General features: G+C 64.3%; 9 protein-coding genes, 2 tRNA genes and 3 pseudogenes. 4 read left to right on the top strand and 10 right to left on the bottom strand.

Going from position 1 to position 16927, the window contains the following annotated elements; genetic code table 11:
* Window positions 1–39 precede the first annotated feature (39 nt).
* The 5 genes and pseudogenes from H7A19_09045 to H7A19_09025 all read right to left on the bottom strand — a co-directional run bounded on the left by H7A19_09045 (window position 40) and on the right by H7A19_09025 (window position 8969).
* A pseudogene (locus H7A19_09045) lies at window positions 40–2030 on the bottom strand (MBL fold metallo-hydrolase).
* A 118-nt stretch (window positions 2031–2148) separates the two neighbouring features.
* Window positions 2149–2463: a hypothetical protein gene (locus H7A19_09040; GenBank protein ID MCP5474967.1), complete on the bottom strand. Its 315-nt coding sequence runs from the start codon at window positions 2461–2463 to the stop codon at window positions 2149–2151.
* A 198-nt stretch (window positions 2464–2661) separates the two neighbouring features.
* Window positions 2662–5415, bottom strand: coding sequence for a protein kinase (locus H7A19_09035; GenBank protein ID MCP5474966.1), 2754 nt, complete (start codon window positions 5413–5415; stop codon window positions 2662–2664).
* 218 nt (window positions 5416–5633) lie between these two features.
* On the bottom strand, window positions 5634–6308 hold the full coding sequence (locus tag H7A19_09030) for an RNA polymerase subunit sigma (protein ID MCP5474965.1): 675 nt from the start codon (window positions 6306–6308) through the stop codon (window positions 5634–5636).
* Between the two features lie 153 nt (window positions 6309–6461).
* A complete protein-coding gene (locus H7A19_09025; GenBank protein ID MCP5474964.1) occupies window positions 6462–8969 on the bottom strand; it encodes a right-handed parallel beta-helix repeat-containing protein in 2508 nt (835 codons plus the stop codon).
* A gap of 219 nt (window positions 8970–9188) precedes the next feature.
* On the opposite strand from H7A19_09025, the gene H7A19_09020 reads away from it, so the two are divergent.
* Entirely contained in the window at window positions 9189–9320 is a 132-nt protein-coding gene (locus H7A19_09020; protein ID MCP5474963.1) for an entericidin A/B family lipoprotein, read from the top strand.
* Window positions 9321–9353: 33 nt separating this feature from the next.
* On the opposite strand, the gene H7A19_09015 is transcribed toward H7A19_09020, so the two are convergent.
* The 4 genes from H7A19_09015 to H7A19_09000 all read right to left on the bottom strand — a co-directional run bounded on the left by H7A19_09015 (window position 9354) and on the right by H7A19_09000 (window position 11795).
* Window positions 9354–10064 carry a M50 family metallopeptidase gene (locus tag H7A19_09015; protein ID MCP5474962.1) on the bottom strand — a complete coding sequence of 237 codons (711 nt, stop codon included), beginning with the start codon at window positions 10062–10064 and terminating at the stop codon, window positions 9354–9356.
* A gap of 96 nt (window positions 10065–10160) precedes the next feature.
* Window positions 10161–10967, bottom strand: a complete 807-nt coding sequence (locus H7A19_09010) for a hypothetical protein (protein ID MCP5474961.1) — start codon at window positions 10965–10967, stop codon at window positions 10161–10163.
* A 667-nt stretch (window positions 10968–11634) separates the two neighbouring features.
* Window positions 11635–11710, bottom strand: a tRNA-Glu gene (locus H7A19_09005).
* Window positions 11711–11719: 9 nt separating this feature from the next.
* Window positions 11720–11795: transfer RNA gene (locus H7A19_09000), tRNA-Ala, on the bottom strand.
* 143 nt (window positions 11796–11938) lie between these two features.
* Between H7A19_09000 and H7A19_08995 the strand changes: the two are divergent.
* Window positions 11939–12824 (top strand): annotated as a pseudogene (locus tag H7A19_08995) (PhzF family phenazine biosynthesis protein).
* Here H7A19_08995 and H7A19_08990 read toward each other — a convergent pair.
* Window positions 12817–13889, bottom strand: a pseudogene (locus H7A19_08990) (PilT/PilU family type 4a pilus ATPase). The pseudogenes H7A19_08995 and H7A19_08990 sit on opposite strands and share 8 nt — an antisense overlap.
* 180 nt (window positions 13890–14069) lie before the next feature.
* Between H7A19_08990 and H7A19_08985 the strand changes: the two are divergent.
* Complete coding sequence (locus H7A19_08985) at window positions 14070–16133, top strand: type II/IV secretion system protein (protein MCP5474960.1); 2064 nt, start codon at window positions 14070–14072, stop codon at window positions 16131–16133.
* 8 nt (window positions 16134–16141) lie between these two features.
* Complete coding sequence (locus tag H7A19_08980; GenBank protein MCP5474959.1) at window positions 16142–16729, top strand: hypothetical protein; 588 nt, start codon at window positions 16142–16144, stop codon at window positions 16727–16729.
* Window positions 16730–16927: the final 198 nt, after the last annotated feature.

The raw sequence follows: 16927 nt of genomic DNA, 5'->3' as shown, positions 1-16927 counted from the left end.
CCCGCGGTGTTCGTTGATCAACCGCCGTGATCAGCTCGATCAGTGATCGCCCCGGGTGATGATCGGAAAGGTCCCCGGGGCCTTGTCCAGCAGTCGGAAGAAGCGCGCCAGGTCGATGCGGCTGCCCTCGATATCGGTGTCATCCGACAGCAGCAGGTCGCTGGCGCCGGCGCCGCCGGTGACCATGCGCAGGAAAAAATCCTTGGTCAGCGTGAGCGTGGCGTCGGCTTGCGGATCGGGGGGTGCCCGGTGGTGGTGAAGGACCGCGTTTTCGATGGTCAGCACATGGCTCTCACCCAGGTCGGAGAACACCAGGTTGATCGTGAGTTCGACATCGGCAGCGTCGGGGCCGTTGAGCGAGGCCGCCATGGCATCGAGGAAGCGCTCGATCGGTGCGTGCTTCAACACGTCGATCAGCATGGCGCGACTGATGCCCTGTTCCGGCGGGCCCGCGCGCAACTCCAGCGCTCCACTCAGGTAGACATTGCGCCAACTGGCGGCCTCGGCCATGTAGCCCAACTGTTCGAAGCTGCGCGCCAGCAACTCGCGTGCCGCGCGTCATCGGCATCGGCGTATACGGCGTGCTTGAGCAACTCCGCGGCCCAGCGGTAATCGCCGGAATCATAGGCGCCCTGAGCGGCGAGGAGCAGGCGCTCGGGTCCTCCGGCCAACGCCACATAGCGGCGCGCCACTTCTACCGGCGGTAGCGGATCGAGGTTGGCCGGGTTGGCGTCAAACCAGCCCAGATAGAACTGGTAAACCGCCTTCGCATTGTGGCGAACAGTGCCATAGTAGCCGCGGACGTTGAGGTAGTGATCCAGTCCGGGCGGCAACTGCAACTGCTCGGCGATCTCGCTGGCGCCCAGGCCAGCGTTCATCAGGCGCACGGTCTGATCGTGGATGTAGCGATAGCTGTCGCGCTGCATGGTGATGAATTCGGCGATGCGCGGCTGGTCCCACACCGGCCAGTGGTGCTGGTTGAACAGCACCTCGGCCTCGGCCGATTGCGCCAGCGCGGCATCCAGGAAACCCGCCCAGCTCAGGGCGTCGCGGACCTTGGCGCCGCGCAGGGTGTAGAGGTTGTGCAGCGTGTGGCTCATCAGTTCGGCGCCGCAAAAAGCCTTGAGCTCGGGCAGATAGAACACGAACTCCGAGGGCGCTTCGCTGCCGTTGACGCCATGGAAGACAAAGCGCAGACCGTCGATGACCAGTTCCTGGTCGGTGCCGCTCACGGTGATGGTCGGGGTCAGGATGCCCATGCGACCGAAAGCCACCGCCTTGCCCAGGCCATTGTCGACCAGTCCTCTGGCATCGCGACTGAGGCGACTGCCGTACATGTACATGGCACGCCGACCCATGGCTGTACCCATCAGCACGTTTTCGCTGGTGGCTTCCTCCATGAATCCCGCTGGGGCCACGATCGGTACCTGTCGTGCCGCCGCTTCCTCGGCCGAAATCACGCCCAGAGCGCCGCCGAAATGATCGGCGTGGCTATGGGTGAAGACCACCGCCGAGACTGGCTTGTCGCCCAGGTGCTGGCGGGCGAAGGCCATCGCTGCTGTGGCCGTTTCTCGCGCGGTGGCGGTGTCGACGACGATCCAGCCGGTGTCGCCCTCGATCAAGGTGATATTGGCCAGATCAAAACCGCGCAGCTGCCAGATGCGCTCGCTGACCTGGTACAGGCCGATGTGATTGTTGAGCAGCGCCTGGCGCCACAGGCTTGGGTTGACCGTGGCCGGCGCCTGTCCCTGGACAAAGGCGAAGGCGTCATAGTCCCAGATGACATCGCCGGCCTCATTCTTGACCTGGCCGACAGGCGCGGCGATGAAACCGCGCTCGGCGTCGGCGAAGGAGGGCGGGTCGCTCAGGTCCAGCGCTGCGGCCAGTTCGGCGTTTGCGCGGGCCACGCGCTGACTGGCCTCACCTGCCGTCGGATTGGGATTCTCCGAGGTCGAACAGGCAGCCAGGAGGATTGCCATCAGAGGCAGAACTGCCGTGCGAGGCAAGAAGCCAGGTGGGGTCAATGACATTCGGGTTCCTGTCGACGGGATGGCTGCCTGCTGATCTTGGCTCTTTTGCCGGGTCGGCGTCCAATCGCTCTGGCGAGCCCCGTCTTGCTTTCACCCGTCCACAAGGCAGGCCGCAGCTTCAGGCCGGCTCGTCTTCTGGCCATTCGCAGAAATAGCCATCGAGTTGCAGAAGCAGTTCGTGAAATTCGGCGCTTTCATCATCGGCCTGCTCGTCGATCTCGCGCACGGCGATCAAGCCGATGTCGATGCGATCGCGCTCTTCCTGCTCGGGCGTGCGTCCGTCGGCTGTCCAGTTGCGCATGGCCTGCAACTGCGCCAGCACGGTCTGGTAGGGGCCGAAGGCGGGAACATGCTCGGCGCGGGCCTTGGCGATGGCGATGGTGGATTCGAGCACGTCGAAGAATTCGGCGCGGGATTTGATGTACCAGCTCATGAGGGCTCCAGGTTACCGTGGTGTTTGTCCAGATCTGCGGGGTCGCGTGCGGGGATGAGGCCGCCGTGTTGCCGGTCTGCCGCCCGGCGACCGCATTGTCTGATACGAAAGTCCGAGGCAAAGGCTGCCAATGAGCGAGCCACGCCGACGGCCTGAATCAGGCTGGTGGCGGGGCAGGGGAGCGACGCGCCACGGCGGTCAATCCAGGGCGCTTTGCTGGTCCTTGGCGGAACGGGATGTGCTCGCGGTCGGATCCATCTGCTCGATGGTGCTGCGCAAACGGCGCAGGGTAGGCGAATCGGCGATCCATCGTGACCGATAGATCTGTTCGGCCTGCACCCACAGCGGCAGGGCCTGGCGGGTGTCGCCCTGAGCCTGCTTGAGTGCCGCCTCCAGCTCCAGCCAGCGCGCCTGATCCACGGGGGTCGCGCCGGCAGGCAAGGGCAGGCGACTCTGCTGCAGCGACTGATCAGCGCCGGCGAGGTCGCCCTGCGCCAATCGCAGGCGCGCATCCAGCCAATACCAGCGCATCGCGGCCCGTCCGCCCATCCGCAGTGCGATCACTCGCAGAGCCTCTAGCCCGTCGCCAGCTTCATTCCGGCGATTGGCCCCGAGATCGGCATCGATCTGGTTGAGGCCCACGGCCACGCAAGGCACGGCATCCTTCGATTCCGAACAGGCCAGTTTTGCAGCGATGGCGAGTTCCCTCACGGCTTCGTCGGCTTCGCCGTTTCCGAGCAGGGCCAGGCCCAGCGAATTGTGCATGGCCACGATGTTGCCGCTCTTGATGTCGTGACTCAGCGCAATCAGCTCACGGAATTCGTCCCGCGCCAGCACGAACTGGCCCAGCTCGGCGTGGGTGGTGGCCAGTTCCCAGATCAAACCCTGCGCAGCGGTGCTGGCCGGGCCGTGTATTTCATTGGCACGGGCCAGCGCGGCCGAAAGAACGGGTTCTGCCTCGGCCGATCGGCCAAGATCAGTCAGCACCCCGGCATATTGCTGCTCGACGTAAAGACGCACCGCTGGCGGCAGCTCCAGCTCCGGCATCTGGGTTCGACGAAGCGCCTCGGCGGCGTCGGCCATTGCCCGCTCGGGCTGCCCGGCTGCGCGCAGCACCGATACGCGACTTCCCAACGCCATGATCGTATCCGGCGAATTCGGGCCGGAACCCTGCTCATCCAGCCGGATGACCTCCAGGCTGATGCGATCGGCTGCGTCATGATTTCCCTGCGCGAATTCGTAATCCCGCAAGAACTCCAGGGCCTTGGCCAGAGGGAGCACCGCCGGCAAGCCGGCCGCACGAAGCTCGTCGATGGACGCGTTCAGTTCCGGCAATGCTTCCGCACGCCCATCAACCACCAGGCGGTAGTGGGCAAGTCGCGACCGGGCTGCGGCGACCAGAATCGCGGTCGTGGTCGGATCCTTGTCCTGGCAGCTCAGCGCACGGCAGGCCAGCGCTTTCTGACCACTTTCAATGGCGGCCTGCAGCGCGCGTTCCGCCGCAACCCGTTCATTGAGCGAGACATAGGCCGAGCCCAACTTGGTCCAGAGCCGGGCCGCCATGGCGGGCGGCAGATCGGCATCCGAGGACAGACGCTGAGCGACGCCCGCGAGCAGGTCGGTGGCACGGGTATCGCCGCCGCGCGCGGTATAGGGATCGGCGCCCAGGAACACATCCTCAAGCATGCTCAAGGTGGTTTCGGTCTGTGCTTCGGACACGCGCAGCCTTTCCGCCTCACGCAAGGTGGTCACCAATCCCAGGGCGAGTGCACCGAGCACGGCAAGCGTGGCCAGAACCGATGTCCGATGGCGTTTCGCGAACTTGCCTGCCAGGTAGGTCCAGGAGGGGCCCACTGCGTCGACCGGCTGGCCGTGCAGATGGCGCCGCAGATCATCGGCCAGCGCGGCAACGCTGTCGTAGCGCTGTTCGGCCTCGTAGGCGGTGGCGCGATGGGTGATCCGGTCCAGGTCTCCGCTCAGTGACCGCGCCAGCCCGGCCACGCTGCTGCTGCGTTTCGTGGCCAGGGCCATCAATTCCGGATCGGTCGACGCTCCGCGCGCGCGGAAGGCAAGATCCAGTCGAGCGGGCGCTCGATAGTCCCGGGCATCGGGCCGCATCGGCCAGGGCAGGCGCCGCCCGGTCAGCAACTCCGCCAACACCAGGCCCAGCAGGTAGACATCGGTCTGGGTGGTGATCGGGCCGCGCTCGTACTGTTCGGGTGCCGCGTAATCGGGCGTCATCATGGCCATGGCACTGCGCGTGGCAGACTCGCCATCGACGTCGATCAATTTGGCGATGCCAAAGTCGAGCAGCTTCACCTGTCCGTCGGCCGTGACCAGGATGTTCCCGGGTTTGAGGTCGCGGTGAACGACCAGATTCTGGTGCGCGTAGATCACCGCCTCGCAGATCTGCAGCATCAGCCCCAGGCGGGCTGCCAGCGGCAACTGTCGACGGTCGCAGTAATCCAGCAGGGCTTCGCCCTCGATCAACTCCATGGCGTACCAGGGCCGATCGTCGGTCGTCATGCCACCATCGAGCAGGCGGGCAATGTGCGGATGATCCAGTCGCGCCAGGATCTCGCGCTCGCGCAGGAATCGTCGGACGATCTCTTCGCTGTCCATGCCGCGCTTGATCACTTTCAGTGCGACCGGCTTTTGCGAAATTCCCGACTCGGGCTGAGCTCGATAGACCACGCCCATGCCGCCGCTGGCAATGCGTTCACCCACCCGGTATCGGCCCACCAGACGGCCCGTCCAGACATCGACCAGCTCTGGCTCGCGCTCGCTGACAGTGCTGCGCAGCACGCGCTCGGGGCGATCATCCGCCGCCAGCAGGGCGATCACTTCCTGACGCAGGGTTTGGTCGTCGCCGCATTGGCCTTCAGCCCAGGAGCGGCGCCGCGATTCGGGTTCGTCGAGCGCCGCGCAGGCGATCTCCAGGGCCCGGCGCATCAGCTCCACGCTGGCCGGTCCGCTGTTCCCCGCCGAGATCTGGGAGTCGTTGAAGATGGCTATGGTCCTTGCGCGGGGTGCCGTTCATCCGGGCACAGGCGTCTGGACAGCCCGGTCCATCGCATCTGGCCGTGGGTCACGGTGCTGCGAGAGGTCGATGGAGGTCTGGAACTGCGCAAATTGGCCTCAACGGTGGTCTGGTGCCGGGTCGCCCCTACTCAGGGGCCATCGATTTCACCAGGATACATGCGCGCGGTCCGCCACTGGCGAAACACGGTGCGATCCGACGTGCCGTTGAGCTCGGCAATTTCCGGAATGGTCAGTCCACCGAACAAGTGCAATTGCGCCAGGTTCGCCAGACCTTGATCGATCTTCGCCAGTTCGCTCATCACCTGGTCCAGCGCCAGAACGTCGAAAGGGTCATCGCCGTGAATGTCATCGGCGGCGCTCAAGGTAATCGGCTGGGCGCCGTCGCCACGCTTCTGGGCATTGCGGTGGCGCGCCCGGTCGATGAGCACCTGGCGCATCGCCCGTGCGGCCAGATTGCTGAAATGGGCACGGTTCTCGATGGACAGGGCGCGCCCTTGCAGGCGCATCCAGGTTTCGTTGACCAGTTCGGTGGTGCACAGTGTCTGTCGCGGTCCTGCTCGCAGCATCAGGTGCGCCCTGGACTTGAATTCGTCGTACAGCCGCGCGAACAAGCGGTCACTGGCGGCGAGGTCGCCGGACCGGATGGCGTCAATCAAAACCGATATGGTCTCAGCTTCCGACACGGCAACTTGATCAGGCAGGCTCACATTATTTGACCACGCGTACTCCCGATTGCCTACCACGAATGAACTGGCTGCCAAGGGCCATTCACCCTTGATCGCGCACAGGCCCGATCGCGCCATTGGGCGCGCCAGCGGAACGACGTTGGGCCACTGACAGACACTCAAGTGCAGGGCGCGTCGCCTGCGGGCGCGCGTGCGCTGACGCCTGCTATTGAGTGAGACCGATGAAGCGTTGGTGGTCGGGATTGCCGACGGCATGATGGCGGATCCGGCCTACTCGAAGCCATCGGCAAACAGCGGGTCCGGCAGAGTGCCATCGACCACCGCCAGGCAAGTGCCAACTTCAGACGTGTCGCCGCCCACATGGGTGGCTGTCGCCGAGACGTGGCCGAGGAACGCGGAGTAGCCGGGTACCGTCAATTGGAAGTTCGCATTACCCTGGCCGTCTGCCGTGACCACAGTTCGACCCAAGGGGACATCCGGCACGCCGCGATTGGCGTGATTCACATCGCAGTCAATGCCGAAATAGACGTCGATGCGATAGCTCTCCAGAGGGGTACTGTGCAGGTTGCCAGTCACGTCGATCAGAGCGTCGGCCCCGGGGACCGCGCTCGGCACGTGGCCGGTGGCGGCAGCTGATGGTGAGTTCCACGGATGTCGCAGGGCTTGAGTCAGAATCGGGTAGTTCTGCAGATGATTGGGGCCAGATCCTGGATTCGTGCTCTGGTTTGCGGTGGCACCGGCAGTAGACAGATCAATGGCGATATCACCGTTGAAGCGGATTCGATTGCCCATCACCCGGTTGGAACTGCCGCCACTGGGCGTGATCCAGACGCCGGCTGCACCGTTGCGGGCAATGGTGTTGGCACCATAACTGCCCGACTGCGGTGCGCCGATGGTATTGCCCTGCGCACCGAAAGACAGTCCCACGCCCGCGGCGCCGTTGCCGGCGGGCAAGTCGAAGAAAGTTGTGCCGATGATGTTGTACTGCAGCAGATTGCCGCTGGAACCGGATCCGGAGATGTTGACGCCGTGGCTGGCGCTGTTGCCGATCAGATTGTACTGGAGCACGTTCTGCGGGGAATTGAAGATGTAGACCCCGGTGCCGTTTCCGCCAAGGCCGGCGCCGTCGGTCTGGAATCCAATGAGATTGTTGGCCAGCGTCGATCCGCCGCCGGCATTGTCCAGATACACGCCGACGCCGCTGCTGCCCGCTATCAGATTGGTGGCGGTGGGATCGTCGTAGCCACCAATGAAGGCGCCTCCCGAGGTGCCGGTAATGCGTATGGCATCGTGATTCGAACTGGTGAAGGGCACCGCGCCAAACTGATTGCCGGCAAGCCGATGTCCGTTGCCGGCCTCGATCTTGATCGCGGCATCGGTGAAGCCCGCGAACATCATGCCCATGACGGTGAGCCGTGCGTTGCCAGCTCCGCTGGGCACGTGGAAGGCGTAAGGGGCGGCGCCGCTGCCGTTCACCACCAGACACAGATTGGCATCAAAGCTGCCTGTTTGGGTATTCCCCGACCAGCCCTGCTGGGTGCGTCCATCGATGGTCACGTCGCCGGTGATATCCAGCATCGGCGTGCTCATGTTGACGATACGGGGACAGCTGCCGCTGATGCCGAAGCTGATCCTGAACGGTAGCCCGGACGCGTTTGCCGCCTTGATGGCCGCGCGCAGCGAACCGGTGGTCGGGCTGGCGTTGCTGCCGTTGTCGCCGCTGCTGGTTACCAGGAAACTCGACTGGTTCTGGACCGTGGCCTCATAGGCGCCGCGATCGATCAGGTTGCCGACAATGCGCTCGTTATGGATCAGATCCCTGGCGGGGAAGCCGTAGAACTGTTGCGTCGGACCGCTGTTGATGGCTGGCGAGCCGGCTGCCGGCACAAAGTTTCCGCCGGCAGCATTGGTGAACTGCGGGTTGGTGACCAGATCGCCCGGGCGCAGGGCAAAGCCCGCGGTGGTTCCGTAGATGTTGTGGCCGTAGAGCAGATTGGGGCTCAGGCCGGTGTCGTACCGAGTCAGGTTCAGGTCGGTGCCCGAATTGCCCCAGAGAATGTTGCTGACGATGCTGGTGTAGCGCTCGCTCTCGCGATTGTCGGTATCAACCAACACGCCGAAGCCGCCGTTGTTCATGGCCACGGTATTGTTGTCGATGGCCACGCGCGAGTTTCCACCGTACTTGAATTTGATGAGTACGGCGCCTGCGCCGCCGCCGACCAGGGTGTTGTTGGCGACCAGATTGTTGGTCACGTTCATCTGCGAGGCGCTCATGTAGATCATGTTGTGGCCGGTGTTGCCCAGGAAGCGGCAATGCCGCACCGAATAGGTTTCCTCATCGCTGTCGCCGAGCAGATCGGTCAGTTCCAGAACGGACTTCCCGGCTGGCGCCTTGAAGCCAGTGAAGGTGATGCCCTCGACAGTCGCCGTGGCATCGTCGTTGAATCGGAACAGCAAGGCCGTATTGTCGGCGTTGCCCGCGTTGATGGTGGTGTTCAAGGGGTTGACCGTGCGGGCGGCGCAACCCGCCGTATAGCCGCCAAGCAATTTCAGACTGACGACACTCGGATCTGAGGTATGGGTGGTCCCGACCAGGCCGCTGCCCACGTTGTAGGTGCCTTGCACCAGCTTGATCGTCAGCGTGCCGTCGTTCTGGAAGTCGAAGCTGTCGACTGCTTGAATCAATCCCGCGACGGAATTGACGCAGACGGTGTCTGCCCTGGCAGTTCCCGTCGCCAGGACCAGGAAAATGAGGAGAGAGCGAATTGCGCTGCGCATGACAGGTATCCGGTGGTTTTACCGGTGATACGCAAGCGGCTGGCAAACACTGCCAGGTCCGCGGGAGCCGTCGGGCGGGCAGGCACGTCATCCCGATCGGATTCGGACAGTGAAGCATCTGATGGCGAAGGACAGGCCGCGCGGTGCTGGCATTGCCAACCGAGCCCGGAGAGAATCAGAGCCTTGGGCGGCTATCCGCGATTTCAGGGTGTAGGAATGATGAAGACCTTTAGATTGATCTCTCTGTTTGTGGCATTGGCCTTTGCGCTGGCGGCCTGCAACACCATGCAGGGCATGGGCAAGGACATCAAGAAAGCCGGCGAGAAGATCGAAGATACGGCCAAGAACTAGCGGCTCCGGCGCGGCGAGCCCGCGTCGACATACTCAGAGCTGGGTCGCGAGGGCCGCGGATCTGCGCCGCGGCCTCAGGCTCCAGCGCACCGCCAGATAGCAGATCAGCAGCGAGGCCAGCAGCCAGAGACCGCCCCAGAGCCAGGTGCCGCCGCCAAACTCTTCAGCCAGCATGCGCGCATCGGACTGCAGCTGAGAGCGCTCGATGGTGTCGCTGAAGATGTCGCGCGGCACGTACAGCAGGCTCATCACGCCAATCAGTCGCAGGGAGAAGTCGCTGGCTTGTTCCGGCAGGAAGCGGGCGATGGCCAGCAGCGCCACAGCCATGGCCATGCCATAGCCGAATCCGAACAGATTGCGCATGAACAGCACGGTGGCGAGAGCCATGAACAGCGCGACCACGGCCAGAATGGCGCGGTCATGGCGACTGCGCATGCCGGCCACCAGCAATGCGGCGCCGATCAGCAAGGAGCCGAGGTAGCCGGCGCTCAGGATCAGGAATCGGCTGCCGCCGGCAGACAGTACCTCGCCGCCGCGCTCCACCGTGACCTGCATGGACACGACCTTGCCGCCGGTGACCAGCGTCATCAGTGCATGCGAGGCTTCGTGGAAGAACACCACCAGGATTTCCAGCGGGGCGGTCCAGGGACTGCCGCCCAACCACATCAACACCGCTGCCAGAACCGCTAGGCCCAACAAGGCCACGAGCGGGTGCTCTTCGATCTGTGTATTCGCAGGATTCATCAATCCTCGACAATCGGCGCTGAAAAAACAGTGCTCTGCTCAGCGCCGCATCGAAGAACGGCGCTCACCGTTGCGGTGAGCGCCAATTCGGAGGTGTCAGGGCGCGATCGCCTTGGCGACCAGAGCTTCGCCTGGAAGATTGTCATGCTCGCGCACCAGACGCAATTCCAGCCGACCATTGCCCAGATTGACCAGGGGCGCCTGTGGCGCACCATCGGTGTCGGGCTCGCCGGCGACGTTCTCGGCAATCACCACATCCTGGATCTCGGCGGTGCCGTAGTTCAATACCGACGATGCCAGCGCCACGCCATCATACCGACGAGTCAGCTGGTTGCCCTGGAAGGTGGTCGCGTTCAACCAGAGCTTGCCCCAGTTGACGATGGTGCCGGCGTCCCGCGATGCACCGGCCACGGTGTTGAAGCTCACTTCGCAGTGGCTCAGACGCATTTCGCCGTAATTTTCGACGATGGCCGACGCGCCGCGCGCGGTGCTGTCCACCAGCGCCACATTGCGCAATTCGACCGTGCCGTGATTGCGGATGGCGCCCATCGAGCCTTCGGCGAGCACGATCCGCTCAAGCTTGAGGTGTCCGGTTTCGGCGACGTGGAAAATCCGGAAATCCGCGTCGGAGTAGCGACGCAGTTCCGCACCGTTGCCGCGGATGACGATCGGCGAGGTGATTTGCGGCAACGCAGAAATCTGGTCGCCGTCGGTGACGGCATCCAGCACGTACAGGCCGCGCTCCAGCGTGATGATGTCGGCCTCAGGCGTCAGGTTTGCTGCCTGGATGGCAGCAACCAGCCCTGCAGTCGAGTCGACCGGAAACACCGTCATGGCCGAGGCGGTCGAGCTCGCCAGGCAGGCAGCAATGGAGAGCGCAACCGCGGTGCGTACGTTGATCATGGAGTCCCCTGGAACGAGCTGTGGCGTATGAACCGATGATGAACCACAAGGGATAGTGTGATCTACCTAAATGTCCCGGTCTGTGACGCAAATCGCAGCAGCGGGTCAATAATTCCGACAAGCGGCACTGAGAGGCGCTCTTGAGCAGTGTGACGGAAGCGTGCCGGACTGTTTCAGCACGCTTCACGATCTCGGCCGTGCCGTAGGTCACGTTGACCCGCAGGGTCTACGTGACAGCTCGGCGCCGGGGGGGCACGAGGGCACGAGGGCACGAGGGCGCGAGGGCGAGAGGGCGAGAGGGCGAGAGGGCGAGAGGGCGAGAGGGCGAGAGGGCGAGAGGGCGAGAGGGCGAGAGGGCGAGAGGGCGAGAGGGCGAGAGGGCGAGAGGGCGAGAGGGCGCGAGGGCGAGAGGGGGCGGCGCGAGGGCGAGGGGCGCGGGGCGCGAGGTGGCTGGGCGATTGCGAGGGCGACGGATCTTGCGAGAGGGCGAGAGGGCGAGAGGGAACGAGGGTGAGAGGACGTGAAGGGGCCGCGATCTGGGCGCGGAGTGGCTGTTGCCTGCGATTGCCTACGGATTCTTGCCGCCGGCGACGCTGGCACTGAGGCCGTCAGAACGCGCGCAGAAAAAAGGGCCGCCTTGCGGCAGCCCTTCGAATTGAAGCAAGTTTGGCGTCCCCAAGGGGATTCGAACCCCTGTTACTGCCGTGAAAGGGCGGTGTCCTGGGCCTCTAGACGATGGGGACTAGAGTTTTTGGTGGAGCCAGACGGGATCGAACCGTCGACCTCTACAATGCCATTGTAGCGCTCTCCCAGCTGAGCTATGGCCCCACAGCTGAGTCCGCCAAGATAGAGTTGTACCTGAAGCTCTGTCAAGCGTTTTCTTGTCTCAATTTGTAGGCGGTGAGTTCTGCAGCGATGGCGCCGCTGTGGCTGCATACGGCATGCTCCGGACTTGAAGTCTGGCGAGTCCAATCATGGCTGTTCGATTCCTGCAACTGGATGTGTTCTGTACGCGGGCGGGTGGTGGCAATCCGCTGGCGGTGGTGATTGGTGCCGATGACTGGCCGGAGCCAGCCTTTCCAGGCCTTTGCGCGCTGGACGAATCTGGTGGAGACCACCTATCTGCTGAGGGCGTCGAGTCCTGGCGCCAGCTATCGTTTGCGCATCCATACGCCGGAGCGGGAGATTCCCTTTGCCGGGCATCCGACGGTGGGGAGCGCCCACGCCGCTCTGCAGTGTGGGCTGGTGCAGCCGGTTTCGGGGCTGTTGGTGCAGGAGTGTGGTGCCGGCTTGCTGCCGATTCGGGTCGACGGGTCAGGGAGGGGGCGGCGCATCTTCGTCAAGGCACCGCCAGCGACCGTGCTGATCGACGGCATCGAGGCTCGAAGCCGGGTCGGTACGCTGCTGGACGGCTTGTCGCTGGGCGCGCTGGGTGTGGCTTTTGTCGAGGGCGGACGACGCTGGTGGTTGGCGGAACTGGCCGAAGAGTCGGCGCTGCGCCACTGGCGGCCGGATCACCGGGCGATCGGCGAACTGGCGCGCGCCAGCGACAGTCTGGGCCTGTGCGTGTTTGCGCGTTCGGCGCAGGGCGGCTACCAACTGGTGGTTCGCGCCTTTCCGGCCGGCGTCGGCATCATTGAGGACCCGGCGTCTGGCGCCGCCAACGCGCTGATTGCGGCCTACATCGCGCAAGCCGAGCCGCAGGGGGCGCTGGCGCGCGGCTACCGGGTGAGCCAGGGCCGTGAATTGGGCAAGGATGCAGTCATTGATGTCGAGATCGATCTCGATGGACAGCCCTGGGTGGGTGGCCAGACCCAGACCGTGATCGATGGCGCCCTGGACTGGCCGCTCAGCTGAGTTCTTCCATGCGCAGGCCGCCGTCGCTGTCGGCGGGCTGGTTGAGGCGGATGCGCAGGGCCAGATCGGTGCGTGAATCAGCGTGTTCCAGCGCCTGATCCAGACTGATCAGGCCTGCGCTGTGCAGTCGGAACAGGGATTCGTCGAAAGTCAGCATGCCGAGCTCCAGGCCCTGCTTCATCGCCTCCTTGAGCATGTCGACTTCGCCATTGGCGATCAGCTCGGCGATGTGGGTGCTGCGCAGCATCAGCTCCACCGCCGGCAGGCGCTTGCCGTCAAGGCCCTGGATCAGGCGCATCGAGATCACCGCCTGCAGATTGAGGGAAAGGTCCATCAGCACCTGATGCCTGGCGCTGTCCGGGAAGAAATTGATGACCCGGTCGATGGCCTGATTGGCGTTGTTGGCGTGCAGCGTCGACAGGCACAAATGGCCGGTTTCGGCATAGGCGATGGCCTGCTGCATGGTCTCGCGGTCGCGGATCTCGCCGATCAGAATCACGTCCGGCGCCTCGCGCATGGCGTTCTTCAGGGCGTTTTCGTAGGACAGCGTATCGATGCCGATCTCGCGTTGATCGACAATGGACTTGCGGTGGTGTGCAGATACTCGATCGGCTCCTCGATGGTCAGGATATGGCCGGTATGCGTGCGGTTGCGGTAATCGATCATCGACGCCAGCGCCGTGGACTTGCCGGAGCCGCTGCTGCCCACCACCAGGATCAAACCACGCGGCAGCATGATCAGATCCTTGAGTTGGGCCGGCAGGTTGAGTTCCTCGATGCCCGGGATGTCCGCGCGTATGTGGCGAACGGCGATCGCCACTTCGCCGCGCTGGCGATAGACGTTGATGCGAAAGCGTTCGCCGTCGGCCAGGGTGTAGGCCAGATTCATTTCCAGGGTGTTTTGGTACTCGTGCTGCTGGGCCTCGCTCATCACCGAACGGGCCATTTCCGCCACCTGTGCCCCGGAGAGCGGGATGTCGCCCAGGTGCACGGTGTTTCCCTCGATCTTGATCGACACCGGGGCTCCGGCACTGAAGAAGCAGTCGGAGGCCTTTTGCCTGGCCATGAGCTGGAGATAGCTGTTGAAGTCTTTCACGGGCTGGGCTCCCTGGCACCCGGGCCGGGCATGGCGACGCATGGAATGAGTGTCCGCCCTGCGGCCCGCGTCGGCCTTGATCTGGATTCAGCCCGCCCTGGCGCGCGCAGATAGACTCAAGACCGTGGTCATGACGCAGGGGGCGTCATCATGAACCAGAGTATCCATGAGTCTGTGGGTGCTGACGCCGGTGTCGCCGACACCGAAGCGGCGGTAGCCTGCCATTCACCGGTTTCGGACGCTGCACCATGGCCGAGCCCTGACTTCGTCGAGGGCATGACGCCACTGGTGATCGGACAGGCCGAGCGCCTGCTGCCCTTCGAGCTGCGGCTGCGCGGCGGCATGCAGCAGCAGGGCGGATTGCTGTCGCTGCGCTCCATGGCCGATGGTCTGTCCTTGTTGCTGTGCCGCGACCAGAGCAATCTGGAACGGGTGACCATCCCGGGCTCCCATCTGGTTGATATCCGGGTGAGTGCGAGGAGCGCCACGGCGCCACCGCCAGTGGAGCCACTGGCGGTCACGCCGGTCCCAGCAGAAGCAGACGGCGATCCACGCTGGATAGCCGACCGCAGTCAGTTGGGTGCCTATCTGGAGCATTGGCCCGACGATCCGGAACTTGCTCGCAGGCAGTTGCCGCGGGCTGAGCTGGGCCAGCTGGCAGAGGTCATGCACGGCGCCGATCTGGCGCGCGAGGCCTTGAGCCGCGCCGGCCGTTTCGGCTTGCCGCTGCTGGCACCGGAGTTGCTCGAAGCGGACCCGGCGGCGCTGGCCTTGCTGGCGCCGGCGGTGGCTCGACGCCTGATGGCGCTGCCGCTGCTGGTGCGCGGTGGCGTGCTGGCCCTGGCCGTGGCCGATCCGGCGCGTGCCGGGCTGAACAACCAGCTCGAATTTGTCACCGGCCACCGTGTCCTGCTGCTGCTGTGTCCGCCAGGTCAGGTGGAAGCCGCCATCGGCCGTCACTATGACCGCCTCGAAGACCGCGAACTCATGCAGGCGCTGGGCATCCTGGGAGGGCGTGAGCACGAAGGCGCAGACGCCACCCGGGAGATGGAGCGGCTGTCGAGCGAGCAACCCGTGGTGCGACTGGTACATGATCTGATGGAGGCCGCGGCCCGAAAGCGGGCCTCGGACATCCATGTGCGCCCTGGCGACCAGCAGGTCGAGGTGCTGTACCGCATCGATGGTCTGCTGCATGTGGTTCGCCGCATGGACCGGGCGCTGCTGCCTGCGGTGGTCAGTCGCATCAAGGTGCTGGGCGGCATGAACATCGCCGAGCGGCGATTGCCGCAGGATGGGCGGGCCAGTCTGGCCTTCAACGAGCGACTGATCGATCTGCGGATCTCCGTCCTGCCCACGGTCGATGGCGAGAGCGTGGTCATCCGCTTGCTGGATACCGCGCAATCGCTGCGTGATCTGGACTCGCTCGGGCTGTCGCCGGACGACACCGTGCGCCTGCGCGACGTACTCGCGCGCAGTCATGGCATGGTGCTGGTCACCGGGCCCACGGGCTCGGGCAAGAGCACCACCCTGTACGCAGCCATCAATCAGGTGCGCCACGAGTCGATCAACATCGTCACGGTGGAGAATCCGGTCGAGTACCACATCGCCGGCATCATGCAGATCCAGGTCAATCAGAACATCGGTTTCACCTTCGCACGCTGTCTGCGCAATATCCTCAGACACGATCCCGATGTGGTCATGGTGGGCGAAATTCGCGATGCCGAGACCGCCACCATCGCCACCGAGGCAGCATTGACTGGTCACCTGCTGCTGTCCACGCTGCACACCAACAGCGCCGCCACTGCGGTCACCCGCCTGCTCGATCTGGGGGTTGAGGCCTTCCTGCTCCGATCAACCCTGCTGTGCGTGCTGGCTCAACGCCTGGCACGACGCAACTGCCCGCATTGTCTGGTGGCCGACCGTCATGATCCGCACATGGCGGAGGTGATGGGCGCGCAGGCCGATGAGAGCTTCTATCGCGGCCAGGGCTGTTCGCAGTGCGAGGGTACCGGCATCTCCGGGCGGGTGGCGGTCTATGAACTGATGACGGTTGATGCCGGCCTGCGGCGCCTGATCGAGCCGCACGCCGATGCCGATGCCATTCACCGCCACGCCCTGGATCAGGGCATGAGGACCATCAGCCAGCACGCGCTGAGTCTGGCCCGTGGCGGTACCATTACCCTGGCTGAAGCCTTCCGGATTCACGTCGATTGAGGTGCGTCATGGCGTTTACCTTCACTCCCGAACAACGCGATGCATTCTTCCAGGCCCTCGGTCGCAGCGACAGCGCTGCCTGGCATCTGACCGAGGATGTCGAGGTGGCCCTGGGTGCCTATGGCAGCAGTGCGGACGGCGCCTCGGGTACATCACTGGGCGATGAACTGAAAAGTCTGCTGGCATCCGTCGCCACGCTGCGGGCGGCGCTGTATCCGCTGCCCGACCAGCTGCATCAATCAGGGCTGGTGGGCATTCTCGACGGCGAACGTCTGGCCGCCGTCGGTCGTGATGCCGAGCGCATCGGTGAAGCGCTCGATCGTTTCAGCCTGGAATTGACCGATCTGCGCGCGCTGGTTAGCGCCTCGTTTCAGGGCAGCCGCTCGCCCGCCGAGCGTTTCCTGCATGCGCTGGGACAGGCCTATCGAAACCGCATGAATATCCGACCCACCGCGGCCGCCGAGGGTCAGTTCATGCGCTTTTACAAGGCAGTGACCGATATGGTCCGGCGGCGGCACAGCGATCTGGATGAACTCTGCGGCACGCTGGATGAGGGCCGATTGAACCAGATTCTCGACTCGGCGCACTCATCCTAGCCCGCATTTCTCACACCTGCGCGAGCAGATGCCCCCAATTCCCTGGTGGTACAAGGCGATTCCGACGCACGTACCAGTCACGGAGTGTTTGGCTGCATCTGCCCGCTTTGCGGACCTCGCTGGTTCTTTGCGACTATCGCGGCGTTGCTCCTCCTCGCAATGGAACCACCATTCCTCGTCGTCGCGCCTTGCGCTAGT

It is taken from the genome of Rhodanobacteraceae bacterium (assembly GCA_024234055.1).
Classification (GTDB): domain Bacteria; phylum Pseudomonadota; class Gammaproteobacteria; order Xanthomonadales; family SZUA-5; genus JADKFD01.
This window is presented reverse-complemented; position numbering and strand designations above follow the sequence as displayed.

Coding starts and splice junctions, on each gene's coding strand:
- H7A19_08980 (MCP5474959.1), top strand. CDS start 16,142: ATGGCGTTTACCTTCACTCCCGAACAACGCGATGCATTCTTCCAGGCC.
- H7A19_09015 (MCP5474962.1), bottom strand. CDS start 10,064: ATGAATCCTGCGAATACACAGATCGAAGAGCACCCGCTCGTGGCCTTG.
- H7A19_09040 (MCP5474967.1), bottom strand. CDS start 2,463: ATGAGCTGGTACATCAAATCCCGCGCCGAATTCTTCGACGTGCTCGAA.
- H7A19_09030 (MCP5474965.1), bottom strand. CDS start 6,308: ATGGCGCGATCGGGCCTGTGCGCGATCAAGGGTGAATGGCCCTTGGCA.
- H7A19_09035 (MCP5474966.1), bottom strand. CDS start 5,415: ATGCGCCGGGCCCTGGAGATCGCCTGCGCGGCGCTCGACGAACCCGAA.
- H7A19_09010 (MCP5474961.1), bottom strand. CDS start 10,967: ATGATCAACGTACGCACCGCGGTTGCGCTCTCCATTGCTGCCTGCCTG.
- H7A19_09020 (MCP5474963.1), top strand. CDS start 9,189: ATGAAGACCTTTAGATTGATCTCTCTGTTTGTGGCATTGGCCTTTGCG.
- H7A19_09025 (MCP5474964.1), bottom strand. CDS start 8,969: ATGCGCAGCGCAATTCGCTCTCTCCTCATTTTCCTGGTCCTGGCGACG.
- H7A19_08985 (MCP5474960.1), top strand. CDS start 14,070: ATGAACCAGAGTATCCATGAGTCTGTGGGTGCTGACGCCGGTGTCGCC.